This window comes from Methanobrevibacter sp. (assembly GCF_045646205.1).
Lineage (GTDB): Archaea > Methanobacteriota > Methanobacteria > Methanobacteriales > Methanobacteriaceae > Methanocatella.
Genome location: NZ_JAZRKF010000064.1, coordinates 50,914 through 67,482, shown reverse-complemented (window position 1 = coordinate 67,482; position 16,569 = coordinate 50,914). Strand labels below are relative to the sequence as shown.

Below are 16,569 nucleotides of genomic sequence, written 5' to 3'. Positions count from 1 at the left end.
TTTTAAAAAATAAAAAATAGATTTAGGCGCTTTTAATTTCTATAGTATTAGCAACGCTTAAATCGTTATACATTGATGTAATTATATATTTTCCAGGCTGTAAATTAATATTTAAACTAGCTCCACCCGTAGCATTGGTTACTCTTGAATACATCACACCATTAATGTTGAAAGCAATGCTCTGATTAGGATATGGATTACCTTGGCCGTCCAATATTGTAACCTTGAATTTTGTTCCGTCCCTATATTTCATGACGATATCTTCAGATTCTATGACGGATAAAACAGTGATGCTATTGGAAACTACTGATTCACCATAAAATGCTGTGATTATGTAGGTTCCAGGCCTAAGATTAATATTTAAACTGGCGATACCATCGGAATTAGTAGTTCTTGTATAAAATACACCATTTATATTAAATGAAACACTGGCACCGGCCAATGGAGATCCTTTTTCATCCAATAATTTAACAGAGTATTTTGAAGCATTTTTATAATATTTCACCAAATCATAATTTTCAACTATTCTAGGAAGAACTGTTATATTATTAGATTTCAATTCACCAGTAATTGGATTTTTTAGAGTTAAAATATAGGTTTTAGGCTCTAAATTGATATTTAATTTTACAACACCCTGTTCATTAGTTTTACGATGATATAATACTCCATTGATGTTCATTTCAACAGTTGCATCAACTACAATATTGCCCTTATTATCAAGGATAGTTGCATAATATTGGGTTCCGTTTCTGTGATATTTAACAACATCTGATGAAATAACCGTTGATTTAACAGTTATATTTCTTGATACTGAAGAATTGAGATAAATACCCTCACCAGAATAGGTGACCACAACTTCATACAGGCCGCTATCCAAATTAATGGCAATGGATGTTGAACCGTCATCTTTAGTAGTCCTTTTGTTATCAACGCCGTTTAATTTAATTACAATGTTTTGATTAGATAAAGGATTATTGTTTATATCTTTAAGGGTTACATAAAATCTGGAACCGTCATGATAAAACATCTCCAAATTATCGGCAATTAAATTAGTTTTCATAACATCAATACTGAAAGCGGCATTTGCAGAAGCATTTTGATAATAAGGACTTGAAAAAGATGATTCAACAGTGTAATTACCATAATCCAAATCATTTAATATTAAAGTGCCAACACCATTAGTTGTTTTAACATTATAAGGCTTAGAGTTCACTTTTACTTCAACACTTTCATTTAATGCTTTGGAAAACTCAACAGTGATATTGACGCCTAAATCATCTGTTTTTACAATAGTTAAATTCATTGTTAATGGTGCCTTATTTACATTGAATGTTGCATTTGCACTTGCAATATTTGAATATGAACCTACTGCAGTGTACTTGCCAGGAACAAAAATATCAGTGATTTTGGATTCGCTATTTGAAACAAGAGTGTATGTTTTTTGGCCAATTTTAACGTCAATATTTGCTAAGACTTCTGAACCGGAACTGAGTAATGTATTTTTAATAATCAATTCATCCCCATAATTAACGTCTGAAATCTCTAAAGTTAAATTCGTATCTCCAACATTAGTTTTAATTAATTTGGCTGTTGATGAATTGGAATAAAGATTTTTACCATTATACTTGGCGGAAAGTGTATAATTTCCATTTGAATATAATTTAGTTGTTAATGTGGCCTTACCGTTTTTAACTGTAATGTTATATATCCTAGAATCTATGGTGAATGTTACCATACCGGAATTAATCGGATTGCCCTCACCATCACTTACAGTAGCTACAGCCTCAAATGGAGTATTAATGTCAACAAATTTCGGACTGTTCAATACAATGCTTGAAGTTGAATAATATGTAGTGAATGCCTTGATACATGCAACCTGTGATTCATAACTATGACCGTATTCAGGCATGCTCTCATTAAAATCGTATAAATCTATCCAATCTTTACCGTCAAAACTGAAAAATGATGTTCCTTTAGAATAAAGTACCCTATTTGATCTGATTTTTTCAGATACTGGAATGGATGCCAATTTATCTGTAGAAATCTTTAAAACAATTTTAAATGTGTCGCCGGTTTTTAAAGGAATTTTTTCATTTAAGTTGAAAGTATAATAACCTGCACTGGCCGCACCATCCTGAGTTAATTTTAAATCATCATTAACATAAACTTGAGCTGTCCAATTGGTTGTTGTATTGAAATATGTTGAAAATGCGGTTAAAAGCTCATTACCTGTAGCTTTAAAGATATTTTGATACCATGATTCGTTTTTACCTGTAATCAGATAATCTGTGATTCCAATAATGTCATACTGATAATTTTTATCATAATGATTTGTATCATTTAAAATGAATGTATATGATGACTTATCATAACCTCCAATCCTTACACAGTTTATATCATAATATGAGACATAGAAATAACCTTTATCACCCCAAGTTTCACCCCAGCTGTTTTTACAAATCCATGCCCCATCTCCCAGAGGAGTATTTTTAAAATTACTTTTGGAGTAGTTGTCGTCCCATCCGACAATTGTTATTGCATGATTAGGACCGGTAGTTCCTGAATAATAATAACTGTTTGATTTCAAATATGAGGAGGAATAATAAATTCCTGTTGTCACAGCACCATATTTCATGATAGCTTCCTTAACGGCATCATTGTCTGTATAATTAGTACGTGTTAGATAAACAAGGTTTTGAACATGAATGGAACTGTTTACAACCGGAGACAATACAGTATGGTCACTGTAGCTTTCTAATTCATTCCCAATAGTTCCAAGCCAGCTTACAAGGTAACCGACACCCATATCATCATAACCTCCCTTATTGGTTTCTAATATCCAGCCGTAATCTGAGTAATAAGCCATGATGTTTTTCATGTTTTCTTCGGATAAATCCAAGCTTTCACCGGATACCTTTAAAATACAGGACTCCAAAACGGCAAGTGAATTGAATGCCCAGCAATTTCCACTGCTTTGTTGATGTTTTACTGGAGTTACTTCATTATAATCCCTTAAGTCATATCTGGAAGGCAATTCCTGAATAGAAGAAAAATCACCAACGTATTGGATGTAATTTCCATTTCCAATGACCAAATTATATCCTGTGCTTTCATAATGATCTTTTCCTGTGCTTGCCTTATTATTTGAATAAGTATTTGATGATACAGTTTCATTTGTATTTAAAATAGTATAAATTGCACCACCTTCATTTATAGCTTCATTAGAATTGAATTTTGATAATTTGATTGAAATTTCAGATGAATTATCAGCAAAGACTGCACCGCCGCTTGATGCCTTATTTGAGGTGAATGAAGAAGACGTAAGAGTCATTTGTCCATACATTTTATAAATAGCTCCGCCTTGAGATTTAGCATTATTGTTTGATGCAATAATTGAGTCTATATTGGAATTAGAGCTTAAATCACAGATTGCACCACCAAATGTAGCGTTACATGAAGAGAAATTGGATTTCTTTACATTTAATGAAGACTCTTTTGAATATATCGCACCTCCTGCATTATTTAATGAATAACAATTAACAAAAGAAGAATCAGTTATCTCTAAAACAGAACCTTCTTCACTGGCTATTGCACCACCATACTTGCCAGCATAGTTATTTTCAAAAGTTGAATTGATTATTTTTACATTTGAACCTGTAGCATATAAAGCACCACCATATAGAGCAGTATTGCCTTTAAAAGAAGATGAATCTATTAAAACGTTACCGCCAGTTGAATAAACTGCACCACCAAAAACATTGGAATAACTTCCTTTATAAGCACCGCTACAATTTTCAAAAACAACACCGTAGGCATTAAAGTTTTTATAGTTACATATACTGACACCATCCAGAGTAATATTATATATGTTTAAAGTATCCTGACTGCGTAACTGATATAAATCACTTTTAATAATAGTGTTTAATGGGCTTTGACCGATTATTGTTAAATTATAAAAAGATTTCGTTCCATCCAATGTATATTCACCGTCAGCGAAATGAGCAATGCTGTTGTCAGTTAACCTTCTTGAATCAAGATGATTATATGGATTTGACTGGCTACCATTACCGTCTACACTAGAAGACGAATCAAAATAGACATCAGAAGAAAGTATTTCATCATTATCACTTATTGAAATAGTATAGTCATCCGTAAGGTTTTCACTGGCAAAACCAATTGGAACGACTAACAATAGAATCAATAAAATAATAATCTTAAAAAAATGTTTCATATTCCACCCCAATATTAATTGATTATAGTGTTAATAGATATTAATTTCATTACATATTAACTTATAATATTTTTTCAAAAAATGTCAAAAAAACAATAAATAATATAAAAGATTAATAAAAAACCATTAATAGAAGGGAGATATAGGAGGACTATTTATTTATAAAAAATTGTTAATATTGTTATTAACACTGTTCTTTATTTTTTCAGTTTCATTGGTTTGTGCTGATGATGCTGCAAATTCATCGGATAATGAAATGAATTTAGAGCCAAGTGTTGATAATGAACTTTATGAAATAAACCATCCACCGGAAAATCACCACCCACAACAACCTGATTTAATGCCTTATGAAAACTCCGTGTCAAAAGACTTTGATTTTTTTGGACTTTTTGATTTTTTTGGAAAAGAAGATAAACACGGATATTGGGTATGGTCAGGAGATATGTATAACGTAGACTTTGATAAACTCTCCAAAAATGGCGTGAATATCATATTTTTAAATTCATATGCTTTTACTGAACATGGCCAGCGGGATGTTTTGGAATGGATTCATCAGGCAAATGAGCATGGAATAGAAGTTCATATTTGGATGCAGATATTCAATACAGGCAGCTGGATTTCACCATTGAAAAATGGAACGCCTGATACCCAATATTTCAACTACAAAATCGAAGAAGCAAGATATTATGCCGGTCTTGAAGGAGTAAGCGGATTGCAAATGGATTATATAAGATATGAAGGTAACGCTTACAAATATGAAAATGGAACAAAGGCAATAACCCAATTTGTTAAAAGCTTTTCTGAAGAGATAAAAAAAGTTAATCCATCTTTAACAGTTTCTGCAACGGTTATGCCTGAAGCAGAAAACGATCCATATTATTATGGTCAGGACATTCCAACAATCAGCAAATATGTTGATGTCATAGTTCCTATGATGTATAAAGGAAATTATCAGGAAAACAGTGACTGGATTAAAAATACAACAAAATGGTTTGTAGATAATACAGGAGATGCCGAAGTCTGGATTGGCCTTCAAACATATCAGTCCGATTTTAATGTAACTGATTTATCCGCCAATGAATTAATAAAAGATGGACATTATGCTTTTGATAATGGTGCTAAAGGCGTGATATACTTCAAATGGGGAATGAATGAAGAATTAGATAACAAGAAAATTAACTAACATGATAACTGAAACACTTAAAAAGGAACTGGATCTTGAATATTGGCAGGTAAAAAAGGTAATTGCTTTAATTGATGAGGGCAATACCATTCCTTTCATCGCAAGATACCGTAAGGACGTTACCGGTTCACTTAACGATGAAGTCCTCAGGAAATTTGATGAAAGGTTAAAGTACCTTAGAAATCTTGAAGAAAAAAAATCCAAAATTATTAAAAAGATTTCTGAATTGGGCCAATTAACTGATGAACTTGAAAAGAAGATTTTAAAAGCTGAAACTTTAGTTGAGCTTGAAGACTTATACCGGCCATACAAAAGTAAAAAGAACACAAGAGCTTCAATAGCTAAAGAAAAAGGATTAAAACCCTTAGCAGATATTATTTTAAGGCAGGATATTGAAAAATCCGTGTTAAAAATAGCTAATGATTATGTTAATCCTGAAAAAGGTGTTGACACACCTCAAGACGCCATTGATGGTGCTAAAGACATTATAGCCGAGATTATTTCAGATGACTCCGGTTTTAGGAAAAAAATTAGGCGAAATACTTTTTATACGGGACAAATTGAATGTAAAGTTAAAAATAGAGATATTTCATCTGAATATGACATATACTATGAATATAGTGAAGATTTAAGAAAAATTCCGCCACATAGAATCCTTGCAATTAATCGTGCGGAAAAGGAAAACGTAATCAGGGCAAAAGTTACACTTGAAACGGATGACACTATAAGTTATCTTAAACGCCATATTCTTAAAAACAAATCCAAAATACCTGAAAAATTAGAATATAATCCTCATACAACCCCAATTATTACTGAAGCAATTAACGATTCATATAAACGGCTGATAGCCCCTGCAATAGAACGTGAAATCAGGAGCTTTTTAACTAAAAAGGCTGAGGAAAAATCAATTAAAGTCTTCGCCAAAAACCTGAATCAGCTGTTAATGGAATCCCCTTTAGCCGGAAAAACCATTCTCGGATGGGATCCTGCATTTAGAACCGGATGTAAACTGGCAATTATCGACAATACGGGAAAAGTTTTAGATACCGCTTTAATTTATCCGACAGAACCGCAAAAGAAAATTGCAGAATCTAAAAAAACCGTTCGTGATTTAATTAAAAAATATGATATTGACGTGATTGCAATAGGTAATGGAACTGCTTCAAGAGAATCTGAAGAAATTGTAGCAGACATTATTAAGAATACAAGTGTGGAATACATCATTGTTAATGAAGCTGGCGCATCAGTTTATTCCGCAAGTGAACTGGCAGATGAAGAGTTTCCAGACTTTTCTGAAGGAGAACGAAGCGCAGTCAGTATTGCAAGGCGTCTTCAAGATCCTTTAGCTGAACTTGTTAAAATAGATCCAAAATCCATTGGTGTTGGACAATATCAGCATGACATGAATCAAAAGCAACTTAATGGGTCATTAACGGGCGTTGTTGAAAAGGTTGTTAATGAAGTTGGTGTGGATTTAAATACCGCATCATACAGCTTACTTAATTATGTTTCAGGCCTGAACAAGACCACTTCAAAAAACATTATTGAATATAGAAATGAAAAGGGCAGCTTTAAAAACAGACAGGAACTGTTGAATGTAAAGAAATTAGGTAAAAAAACATTTGAACAGTGTGCAGGCTTTGTAAAGATTGATAATCCCGATTATCCTCTTGACAATACTACAATCCATCCGGAATCATACGACGCAACATTGAAGCTTTTAAAGGGTTTGGGATACACTTTAGAAGATATCGGCGGTAAAAATTTAAAATTAGATAATATTGATTTAAATGAAATTTCCGAAAAGTATGGAATCGGTACTGAAACCTTAAAGGACATCATTCATGAACTTAAAAAGCCCGGCCGTGACCCCCGTGAGGATATGCCAAAACCTAAATTAAGAAAAAACGTATTGTCCATTAATGATTTAAAAGAAGGGATGATTTTAGAAGGCACTGTAAGAAATATAGTGGATTTTGGTGCTTTTGTAGATGTTGGAGTTCACCAGGACGGACTGGTTCATAAATCACAGCTTGCAGACAAATTTGTTAAACACCCACTTGATATCGTCAGTGTCGGCGAAATCGTCAATGTTAAAGTCCTGGATGTAGACATACAAAGAAATAGAATTCAATTATCTATGAAAATTTAATTAAGATATGAAAAATTGTCATAATATTTTTAAGATAATTTTAGGACCAATAAGCTTACTGTAGCGACCATATATTAATAGAATCTGCAAACGGTCAATATGCTAAATCCGGACAATAGAACCATGACCATTATCATTATAAATTTATTAATTTTTTCATCTTCAGAAGTATTGTTATTCAACCCGAAAACAAATGGAAGCAAAGCGAAAAGAGGAATGAAGTATCTTGGCTGAAGAGAAACATCATATAACTTACCTACTGATGTCCAGGTCAAGAGCTGTATTGTAAAAGTACCGATAAATATCATTAAAGCTACTATCAATACCCCAATTCTTGATTTTGTTGATATTTCGAGCTTATTTGGATATAAAAATATTATTGCTCCCATGAAAAGCAAACCGAATAGAGTCAATAGCTGTGATTCATATGAAAACTCAACCATTGAAAAGCTATAAAGTCCTGCAAACATGTAATAGATAAAATTAAATGAATTTGCATAAGTTACAATAGTAGAAAGCAAATGATTGGACAGATAATTGATCTGGCCTTGCATGCTTACATTATTTGCTATGAAATAATCAGCACGATAAGAAAAGATGTAGTTAGGCGTTGCATAGAACTTGGTCCATAAAACACCCAATATAGCAACAATTAAAAATGCAATAATGTTATAGTAAAATGGGGTTTTAAACTTATTTTTTGGAATTATGAATATTAAAAATATTAATGCAAGATATGGAACCTTACATAAGCCACACAAAAGAACCAAAAGAGAAAATATTCCTAAATCCTTTAAATTAATGGAGTTATCTTCAGATTTAAGCATGAACAGGAAGTATCCGATAATGATGAAAGCCAATCCGTTAATCATTACATCAATGCTGAATGATGCCGCCTGAAAAATAGCTAAAGGCATGCATGCCATCGCAATCAGTGGAATCTTTAAAACTGGAGATTTTTTAACCGCTCTTGAAATTAAAAATGCATAGAGTATTAAATTTGCAATACGGCCAAGCCATAACATCCAAATAACATTCAAATCAAGGAGTTTAGCTAACAATATCCCTATTGCCTGAGCCAAATAACCGAAAAATGGATTCTGCATAAATGCCGAAGAATAAATGGTTTTGGTGTGGTCTATCTTAACATTATCAATATTGCTTGTAAAAACGGTATTTCCCTGGTCGTTAGTTAAATCCACTGCACTTTTAATGGTATTGAATCCTGAAAAGGTATTGTTTACAAACTGTGGTTCAGGTATTAAAACACCACTTGAAGTCAACTCGGACCTTACCATATGTTCAGTTTCATCGGGAACTATAGCAATTGGAGTTAAAAATGCGGTAATCAGTCCAAAGCAAATTATAATAACAAAGGCGACCTTGTGTAACTCACTGTCATGTAAAATATAGTAAAGAATTGAAAAAACACCTAAAATAATAGTTAAAATAAAGATAATTACTTCCATTACCGGATGTGAGACATTATCGATTGATACTATAGATAGGGTTAAAACGCCAACAAGTAAAAAATAAATCAGTAAAAATTTTTTATTTTCCAATGCCGCATCATAATATTTTACAAAATTTAGTTCGAAATCCATTATTTAACTATTTAGATTATTAGATATTTAAATAATATTAAAAATAAAGAGTGATACGATGTTAAAGTTAAATGATTTCAAGAATAATTCAAATGAAGATAACCTGGGAATTTTCCTCTTCATTATTGGAATAATCTTTCTTTTGATTACAACATATATAGGATTGACAAAAATTGGATTATGGTACGATGAACTATATTCAATTGCATTTTCACAACTGTCTGTCTCTGATATGCTTTTAATCGGACCGAAAGACGTTCATCCCATATTATATTATTTAATCTTTAAATCATTTGCAAAAATCCTGACATTCTTGGATATTGGAGTCGTGGGAAAAATTGTATCATTAATTCCAATATACCTGATTGGGATTTTATCAATAACCAAAGTTAAAAAGAATTTTGGATATTTGACTGCAGGATTATTCTTCTTATGCATTTCATCAATGCCTCAGCTGATGATTTACAGCGTTGAAGTCAGAATGTATTCCTGGGGTTTGTTTTTCGTGACCGCAAGTCTGATTTACAGTTATGAAATCATTAAAAATAATTCAAATTTAAAAAACTGGGCTATCTTAACAATTTTAACAATAGGTTCAGCATACACCCATTATTTTTCAGCGGCAGGATCATTCAGCATTTATGTGCTCTTATTTATTTACCTCTTCAAAAACAACAAAGAGCAGCTGAAATACTGGTTTTTATCTGCTGCAATTGGCGTTATAGTATTTTTACCTTGGACATTTATTGTTTTTAATCAGATGGCCACATATGAAAGCGGATATTGGATTAATCCGATTACAGTCAACACATTGATCAGTTATGTATACTTCGTTTTATCCCCTGCAGCATTCTTTATCCAGGCAAATGAACTGGTATCTCCTACAATTCTTGGAAGCATATTCCTTTTAATATTTTTATATTTAATTTATAAAGTAAGAGACAAATTCGCCATTGCAAGCATTGCCGCCTTTGTAATGGTACCGATTATTGGAGTTTTACTTTCACTGGCAGTCCAGCCGTGTTTCCATCAGAGATTTTTAATCCCGTCACTCGGATGCCTGTGGCTCGGCTTTTCAATCCTACTGGCAAAAATGTATGAGAATAAAAAATTATTTTACGTCATTTTATGCTTCGTCCTAATAATCGGTGTTATGGGATGTGTTAATTTCATTAATATACAAACACAGGATGCAGCAGATACTGAAATCGAGATGAATTCATTGAATGAAGTTATAGGCAGCGGAAATGTTATAATAGCTGACTTTTTCCCGACATATTTTGAACTCCACGGATATCTATTGCCAAACAACCATTATCTTTCATTCAGCGAGGATATCGGAATGCATGTAAAAGAGGCAATAAACGACCCAGGAATTCAATCGGAAATTGCCGGAGGTTCGAAAGTTTATTACATTGATGGAGGGCATGAAAATATCGATGAAGTCAGGGCTCAGGGAATAAACCTTGAAGAAGTTGGCTTTAATCAGTCATTAAAAAATAACACGTTTAAAATTTATAAAATTGATATTTAGGTAGTTTATATGAAATTAGATATTGTTGTTCCATGTTATAATGAAGAAAAAAATATTGAAAAGTTTTTCACTGAAGTAAGCTATGTTTTAAAAGACATAGACATCAATATAATCTTTGTCAATGACGGATCATCTGATAACACATTGAACGAAATAAAAAAGTTAAAGGATGTGAGTTATATTTCATTTTCAAGGAACTTCGGAAAAGAAGCTGCAATTTATGCCGGACTGAGTAAAACTACTGCCGATTATGTTATTTTAATGGACGTGGATTTACAGGATCCTCCTTCATTAATACCTGAAATGATGAAATATGTTGATGAATATGACATTGTGGCAACAAGACGTGTTACAAGAGCCGGCGAGCCAAAAATAAGGTCATTTTTTGCAAGACTATTCTATAAATTAATGAATAAGATAAGTGATATTGAATTAGTTGATGGTGCGCGAGACTTTAGATTAATGAATAGAAGCGTAGTTGATTCTATTTTGGAGTTAAATGAAAATAACCGTTTTTCAAAAGGAATTTTTGAATGGATAGGATTTAACACGAAATGGATTGAATACGAAAATGTCGAAAGAATTGAAGGCGAAACCAGCTGGTCATTTTGGCAGCTGTTCAAATACTCAATTGAAGGCATTGTATCTTTTACTGTAGCTCCACTATACATATCAACAGTTATGGGAATTATATTTTCAATAATAGCATTTATTTCCATCATATTTATTGTAATAAGAACATTATTATTTGGCGATCCTGTAAGTGGTTGGCCATCAACAATTAGTATTATATTGTTTATCGGTGGGATACAATTACTTTCCATTGGAATTTTGGGCCAATATTTGGCAAAAACATATATTGAAACTAAAAACAGACCAAAATATATTATAAAAGAAGATAATTTCTAATTAATTAATATTTAAAGATATAGAAAATATATAAATAGAATTATTAAAAAATAAAGAAAATACTCATATGAAATTAAAAAAATAAGCCCATACTGTAAAAAAAATATTTTAAAAATATCAATTGAACAAAATTCAAAAAAATAAAAATAAACAATCCAAAAAATGAACATTAATTAAAGTGTTATAATATCTGCCAACACTCTTATTATCTTGACAGTCTAAAAATTAATATAAGCAAAATATTAATATTGATTATTAAGAAATAGAATTATATTTAATATCAAATTTGCACAAGTGATTATATGAACGGTTTAATTAAAAAGTTATTTGTTGATAAGACTGACAATATATTTCTCCAATTTTTCAGATTTATTTTCGTTGGGGGAACGGCATTTTTAATAGACTTTTTTATATATTTCGCATTGGTTGAATTCGTGCATTTGAATTATCTGATTTCAGCTGCAATAGCATTTTTCATATCTGTTTTGGCAAATTACTATTTATCCACATCATGGGTATTTAATCAAAGCCAAATCGAAAATAGAGCTATTGAATTTAACCTATTTCTAGCTATAAGTTTTGTAGGTTTGATATTTACTGAAATACTTCTTTATATATTTACAGACATGTGTTCTATTAACTATTTATGGTCTAAAATCATTGCATCAATATTAGTTCTGTTCTGGAACTTCTCAGCACGTCGTGTAATGTTTTACGGCAAAAAAATTTAGACAAACTTCTTTTAAAAAATCATAATATTAAATATAATAAAAAATTATAATAATAAATAATAAATTCAATGAAGGTATTTTATAATGGTTCCAAAAGTGATGATTATATTAGGCAGCGCATCTGATATTGCTATTGCTGAAAAAAGTATGGATATTTTAGAAAAATTAGAAATTCCTTATAGCTTAAAAATCGCATCGGCCCATAGAACACCAAATCTTGTTCGTGAAATTGTAAAACAGGCCACAGATGCAGGAATTGAAGTTTTTATAGGAATTGCAGGACTTGCAGCACACTTGCCTGGAGCTATTGCCGCTTATACGCCAAGACCTGTAATTGGAGTTCCTGTTGATGTTAAAACAGGAGGTATTGATGCGCTTGATTCATGTGTCCATATGCCTTATCCTTCACCTATAGCAACTGTAGGAATTGACAGGGGAGACAACGGTGCTATACTTGCTGCCCAATTTATTGCTATTCACGACAGTGAAGTTCGCCAAAAAGTCATTAATTTAAGAAAAGAATATAAGAAAAAGGTTTTTAACAGTAATAAAGTTGTTGATGATTTAGAAGATAAAAAATTCCTTGTAAAAGACTATTTAAAAGTTGAAAATCTGAAAATTGAAAAGGAAGACCTTATTGAAATTGATGAAAGCAATATAAAGCCGGATGCGGATGTTGCCATTATTGTGGGAAGACAATCCGATTTGATTGTAGCCAAAAAAGTAAGTGCTACTCTAGAAAGGCTTCAAATTACATATAACATGAAAGTTGTCTGTCCAATCAGATCAAATCAAAAGTTCATTAGTTATGTTAATACTGTTAAAAACTCTAAAATATTTATTGGAATCAGTTCAAACTCATCACAGGTTACCGGTGCTTTAGTCGGCCTAACAGACAGACCTGTCATCGGTGTTCCATGTGAAAACGAACTTGGAAGAGAACATATGCTCACCACAGTTAACATGCCTCCGGGAGTACCTGTAGCAACAGTCGGCATTAACAACGGACGTAATGCTGGTGTTTTAGCTGGTGAAATACTTTCAATTAAAGATCAAAACATTATCGAAGTTTTAACTAAATTAAAAGATAAAAAAATTAATTTGTAGGGATTTAAATGAATATTAATGATGAAAATATTATTGAAATCACAGATGAATTATCTAGTGAATATGAAGTATCACGTGTTTTAAGGGATTATCCAAAGGATACTGTAATAATTAAAAACGTTAAAGGATTTGATATGCCTGTCATTTCAGGTATTTGTAACACACGTGAAAAGATTGCAAAATCAATTAACTGTGAAGTATCCGAGATTACTGAAAAAATCATTGAAGCAAGTGATAATCCTATTAAAGTTGATAAATTTACTGATTTTAGTGAATACAATTCTTTAGAAATTGACTTGGATAAAATTCCTATATTAACCCATTACAAAAGAGACGGTGGAAAATACATTACCGCAGGTGTCGTTTTTGCACGTGACCCGGTAACTGGTATTCAAAACGCATCAATTCACAGAATGATGGTACTGGACAATAAAAGACTTGTCATCAGGATTGTTCCAAGAAACCTTTATACCTATTTCCAAAATGCTCAAAAAGAAGGAAAAGACCTTGATATTGCAATAGCTATCGGAATAGACCCTGCAATATTGCTTGCAAGTACAACTTCAATTCCTATAGATTACAATGAAATGGATGTTGCAAATGCATTTAAAGATGGTGAATTGACATTAATCAAATGCGGAAATTTGGAAGTTCCTCAGGCAGACATTATCCTTGAAGGTAAGATTTCTGTAACTGAAACCGTTCGTGAAGGTTCTTTCGTTGATTTAACAGACACTTATGATATTATTCGTGACCAGCCTGTAATTAACCTTGAAAAAATGCATATTAAAAAGGATAATCCATGTTATCATGCTATTATTCCAGCAGGATTTGAACATAAATTATTGCAAGGTCTTCCTCAGGAACCTAGAATATTCAAATCCGTTAAAAATGCAGTTCCTACAGTTGAAAATGTTGTCTTAACTGAAGGAGGTTGCTGCTGGTTACATGCAGCCGTATCAATTAATAAACAGACTGAAGGTGACGGTAAGAATGCTATAATGGCAGCATTATCTGCTCATCCATCTCTGAAACATTGTGTTGTTGTAGATACAGATGTTAATGTATTTGATGCTGAAGATGTTGAGTATGCAATAGCTACACGTGTAAAAGGTGACAGAGACATTATGATTGTTCCTAATGTGCGAGGTTCATCTCTTGATCCTGTAGCTGAAAGCGACGGTACTACAACAAAAATCGGTGTTGATGCTACAAAATCTTTAAAAACTATTGAAAAATTTGAAAGAGTTAGTTTTGGGGAGTAATTTAAATATTTCCCAAATAAACATTCTTTATTCCTTTTTTATGGGCAATATCTCGAGCCTCATATAAAATTTCCCTGTTGGTCGGTTCTATATCTCTCATTTTATAGTAAGGGAATGCTCTTGAAAAGTGCAAAGGCACATCAGCCGACAATTCATCAACAACAAAATCACATAACTGTTCTATTTCTTCCGTTGAATCATTGTAATCATTAATTATAAGATTTGTAACTTCCAGGTGTTTGCCTGCAAGATAAATACTTCTTAAATTATCCAAAACTATGTCCAAATCGGCACCGCAAACTTTTTTATAGAATTTTTCAGACATGGATTTCAAGTCTATATTGAATGCATCGACAAAAGTTAAAATTTCACCGAGTGACTGACTTGACATGTAACCGTTGCTTACATAAATTACTTTCAAGTTTTTTGACTTTGCAAGTAAAGAAGTTTTTTTGTTGAAGGGCAAGTGTATCGTAGGTTCATTATAGGTCCAAGCAATCGACTTACAATTATAATTAAGTGCATTTTCCACAATGGTTTCTGGCAGTATTTTAATCCCATTGCCAAATTTTTCATATTCATGTGAGATGATATAGTTCTGGCAGTGCAAACATGTCATGTTACATCCAAAACCTCCGATTGAGTATGTAAAAGTTCCTGGTAAAAAGTGATTTAAAGGCTTTTTTTCAATAGGATCCGGACTTAAAGAAGATACAATACCATAACTTAAATCAAAAAGTTCTCCATTAACATTTTTATGCTGTCTGCAAACGCCAACATTACCTTCGCCAATTTTACAATAATTTGCACAAATCTCACATCGGATCTTTTGTGTCTTGGAGCTTTTTTTGTATAAATTTGTATCAACTAACATAATGATTATATCCCCTATTTTCAATTTCTTTTACTTCACCACTGCTCAATGTTATTTGGATTTTATCCGAATCATTAACTTCACCAATGACTGTATAGTCAATATCCAAATCATTAGCCTTATCAATGGTAAAAACCAGTTCAAAGTCTTCACCAATATGCAAAAGTAAATCCAAATAATTTAAACCCAATTTAGATGAAATTTCCTTATATTCATCAGATATTTCAAGTTTATCCTCATAAATCATGAATCCCAAGGAATTTGGCTTCATTTCATATAGCTCTGAAGCTAATCCATCAGTAATATCCGTTGCAGAGCTTGCACCAGCCTGTTTAATAATATTTCCTTCATTTATTCTGGCCAATGGCTTTAATGCCTTTTTAGTGTAAATGTTATCGCCGTTTAAATTAAAACCCAAAGCGGCAAGGCCAATTTCACCTGTTAAACAAATCAAATCTCCAAGTTTTGCGGTATTTTTCATTATCGGCTTATCACATAACCCCAAAGCTGTTCCGGAAATGATAATTTCAGATGCTTCATTAGTATCTCCACCAATTAAAGGGATTTTATAGTAATCACAAGCATTGATAACCCCATCAATAATTTCCTTAAAATAATTAACCTCCAAATCTTTTGGAAGAGCGATGGAAAGTAAAAATCCTAAAGGTGAAGCGCCCATAGCTGCAAGATCACTTACATTAACGGTTACGGCTTTAAAACCCATCTGAAAATAGGACATTCCATCGGGAAAATGTTTTGATTCTATGAGCATGTCACAGGTAGAAATCAGATTTGTATCTTTAAAATTAGTAATAGCTGTATCATCAGCAATAATATCCTGTGATTTAGTTAAAATATAGTTAATTAATCCTTTTTCACCAATATCTGAGACCTTTAAAGCCATGTATATTAGTATTGATTTTAAAATAAATAAGTTTTAAGATTCAAAAAAAGTAAAAAAAGTAATGTGAAAAATCAC

The 16,569-nt window shown here is 32.1% G+C and carries 11 protein-coding genes; 7 read left to right on the top strand and 4 right to left on the bottom strand.

The features are described 5' to 3' along the window. Positions 1–22: 22 nt before the first annotated feature. Entirely contained in the window at positions 23–4,231 is a 4,209-nt protein-coding gene (locus ACKI44_RS11405) for a C1 family peptidase (protein WP_407424486.1), read from the bottom strand. A 169-nt stretch (positions 4,232–4,400) separates the two neighbouring features. On the opposite strand from ACKI44_RS11405, the gene ACKI44_RS11400 reads away from it, so the two are divergent. Both ACKI44_RS11400 and ACKI44_RS11395 read left to right on the top strand, forming a co-directional pair. Then, positions 4,401–5,414 (top strand): putative glycoside hydrolase, encoded by a 1,014-nt coding sequence (locus ACKI44_RS11400; protein ID WP_407424484.1) that lies wholly within the window; start codon positions 4,401–4,403, stop codon positions 5,412–5,414. Position 5,415: 1 nt separating this feature from the next. After that, positions 5,416–7,566: a Tex family protein gene (locus tag ACKI44_RS11395; RefSeq protein WP_407424482.1), complete on the top strand. Its 2,151-nt coding sequence runs from the start codon at positions 5,416–5,418 to the stop codon at positions 7,564–7,566. A 74-nt stretch (positions 7,567–7,640) separates the two neighbouring features. On the opposite strand, the gene ACKI44_RS11390 is transcribed toward ACKI44_RS11395, so the two are convergent. Continuing rightward, positions 7,641–9,170, bottom strand: coding sequence for a DUF2142 domain-containing protein (locus ACKI44_RS11390; protein ID WP_407424480.1), 1,530 nt, complete (start codon positions 9,168–9,170; stop codon positions 7,641–7,643). A gap of 58 nt (positions 9,171–9,228) precedes the next feature. Between ACKI44_RS11390 and ACKI44_RS11385 the strand changes: the two genes are divergently transcribed. From ACKI44_RS11385 to ACKI44_RS11365, 5 genes are all read left to right on the top strand, one after another. Then, complete coding sequence (locus ACKI44_RS11385; protein ID WP_407424478.1) at positions 9,229–10,704, top strand: hypothetical protein; 1,476 nt, start codon at positions 9,229–9,231, stop codon at positions 10,702–10,704. A gap of 9 nt (positions 10,705–10,713) precedes the next feature. Beyond that, the gene (locus ACKI44_RS11380; protein ID WP_407424476.1) at positions 10,714–11,613 is read left to right on the top strand and encodes a glycosyltransferase family 2 protein; all 900 of its coding nucleotides are present in this window, start codon (positions 10,714–10,716) and stop codon (positions 11,611–11,613) included. A gap of 302 nt (positions 11,614–11,915) precedes the next feature. Beyond that, positions 11,916–12,344 (top strand): GtrA family protein, encoded by a 429-nt coding sequence (locus ACKI44_RS11375; RefSeq protein WP_407424474.1) that lies wholly within the window; start codon positions 11,916–11,918, stop codon positions 12,342–12,344. Positions 12,345–12,428: 84 nt separating this feature from the next. After that, the gene (gene purE / locus ACKI44_RS11370) at positions 12,429–13,451 is read left to right on the top strand and encodes a 5-(carboxyamino)imidazole ribonucleotide mutase (protein WP_407424472.1); all 1,023 of its coding nucleotides are present in this window, start codon (positions 12,429–12,431) and stop codon (positions 13,449–13,451) included. An 8-nt stretch (positions 13,452–13,459) separates the two neighbouring features. Further along, positions 13,460–14,716, top strand: a complete 1,257-nt coding sequence (locus ACKI44_RS11365; RefSeq protein WP_407424470.1) for a UbiD family decarboxylase — start codon at positions 13,460–13,462, stop codon at positions 14,714–14,716. 1 nt (position 14,717) lies between these two features. Here ACKI44_RS11365 and amrS read toward each other — a convergent pair whose 3' ends face one another. Together amrS and thiL are read right to left on the bottom strand one after the other, a co-directional pair. After that, entirely contained in the window at positions 14,718–15,590 is an 873-nt protein-coding gene (gene amrS, locus ACKI44_RS11360; RefSeq protein ID WP_407424468.1) for an AmmeMemoRadiSam system radical SAM enzyme, read from the bottom strand. Beyond that, a complete protein-coding gene (gene thiL / locus ACKI44_RS11355; protein ID WP_407424466.1) occupies positions 15,580–16,494 on the bottom strand; it encodes a thiamine-phosphate kinase in 915 nt (304 codons plus the stop codon). Before thiL ends, amrS begins: the two co-directional genes overlap by 11 nt. Positions 16,495–16,569: the final 75 nt, after the last annotated feature.

Coding starts and splice junctions, on each gene's coding strand:
- ACKI44_RS11395 (WP_407424482.1), top strand. CDS start 5,416: ATGATAACTGAAACACTTAAAAAGGAACTGGATCTTGAATATTGGCAG.
- ACKI44_RS11405 (WP_407424486.1), bottom strand. CDS start 4,231: ATGAAACATTTTTTTAAGATTATTATTTTATTGATTCTATTGTTAGTC.
- ACKI44_RS11365 (WP_407424470.1), top strand. CDS start 13,460: ATGAATATTAATGATGAAAATATTATTGAAATCACAGATGAATTATCT.
- thiL (WP_407424466.1), bottom strand. CDS start 16,494: ATGGCTTTAAAGGTCTCAGATATTGGTGAAAAAGGATTAATTAACTAT.
- ACKI44_RS11375 (WP_407424474.1), top strand. CDS start 11,916: ATGAACGGTTTAATTAAAAAGTTATTTGTTGATAAGACTGACAATATA.
- ACKI44_RS11385 (WP_407424478.1), top strand. CDS start 9,229: ATGTTAAAGTTAAATGATTTCAAGAATAATTCAAATGAAGATAACCTG.
- ACKI44_RS11390 (WP_407424480.1), bottom strand. CDS start 9,170: ATGGATTTCGAACTAAATTTTGTAAAATATTATGATGCGGCATTGGAA.
- ACKI44_RS11380 (WP_407424476.1), top strand. CDS start 10,714: ATGAAATTAGATATTGTTGTTCCATGTTATAATGAAGAAAAAAATATT.
- purE (WP_407424472.1), top strand. CDS start 12,429: ATGGTTCCAAAAGTGATGATTATATTAGGCAGCGCATCTGATATTGCT.
- amrS (WP_407424468.1), bottom strand. CDS start 15,590: ATGTTAGTTGATACAAATTTATACAAAAAAAGCTCCAAGACACAAAAG.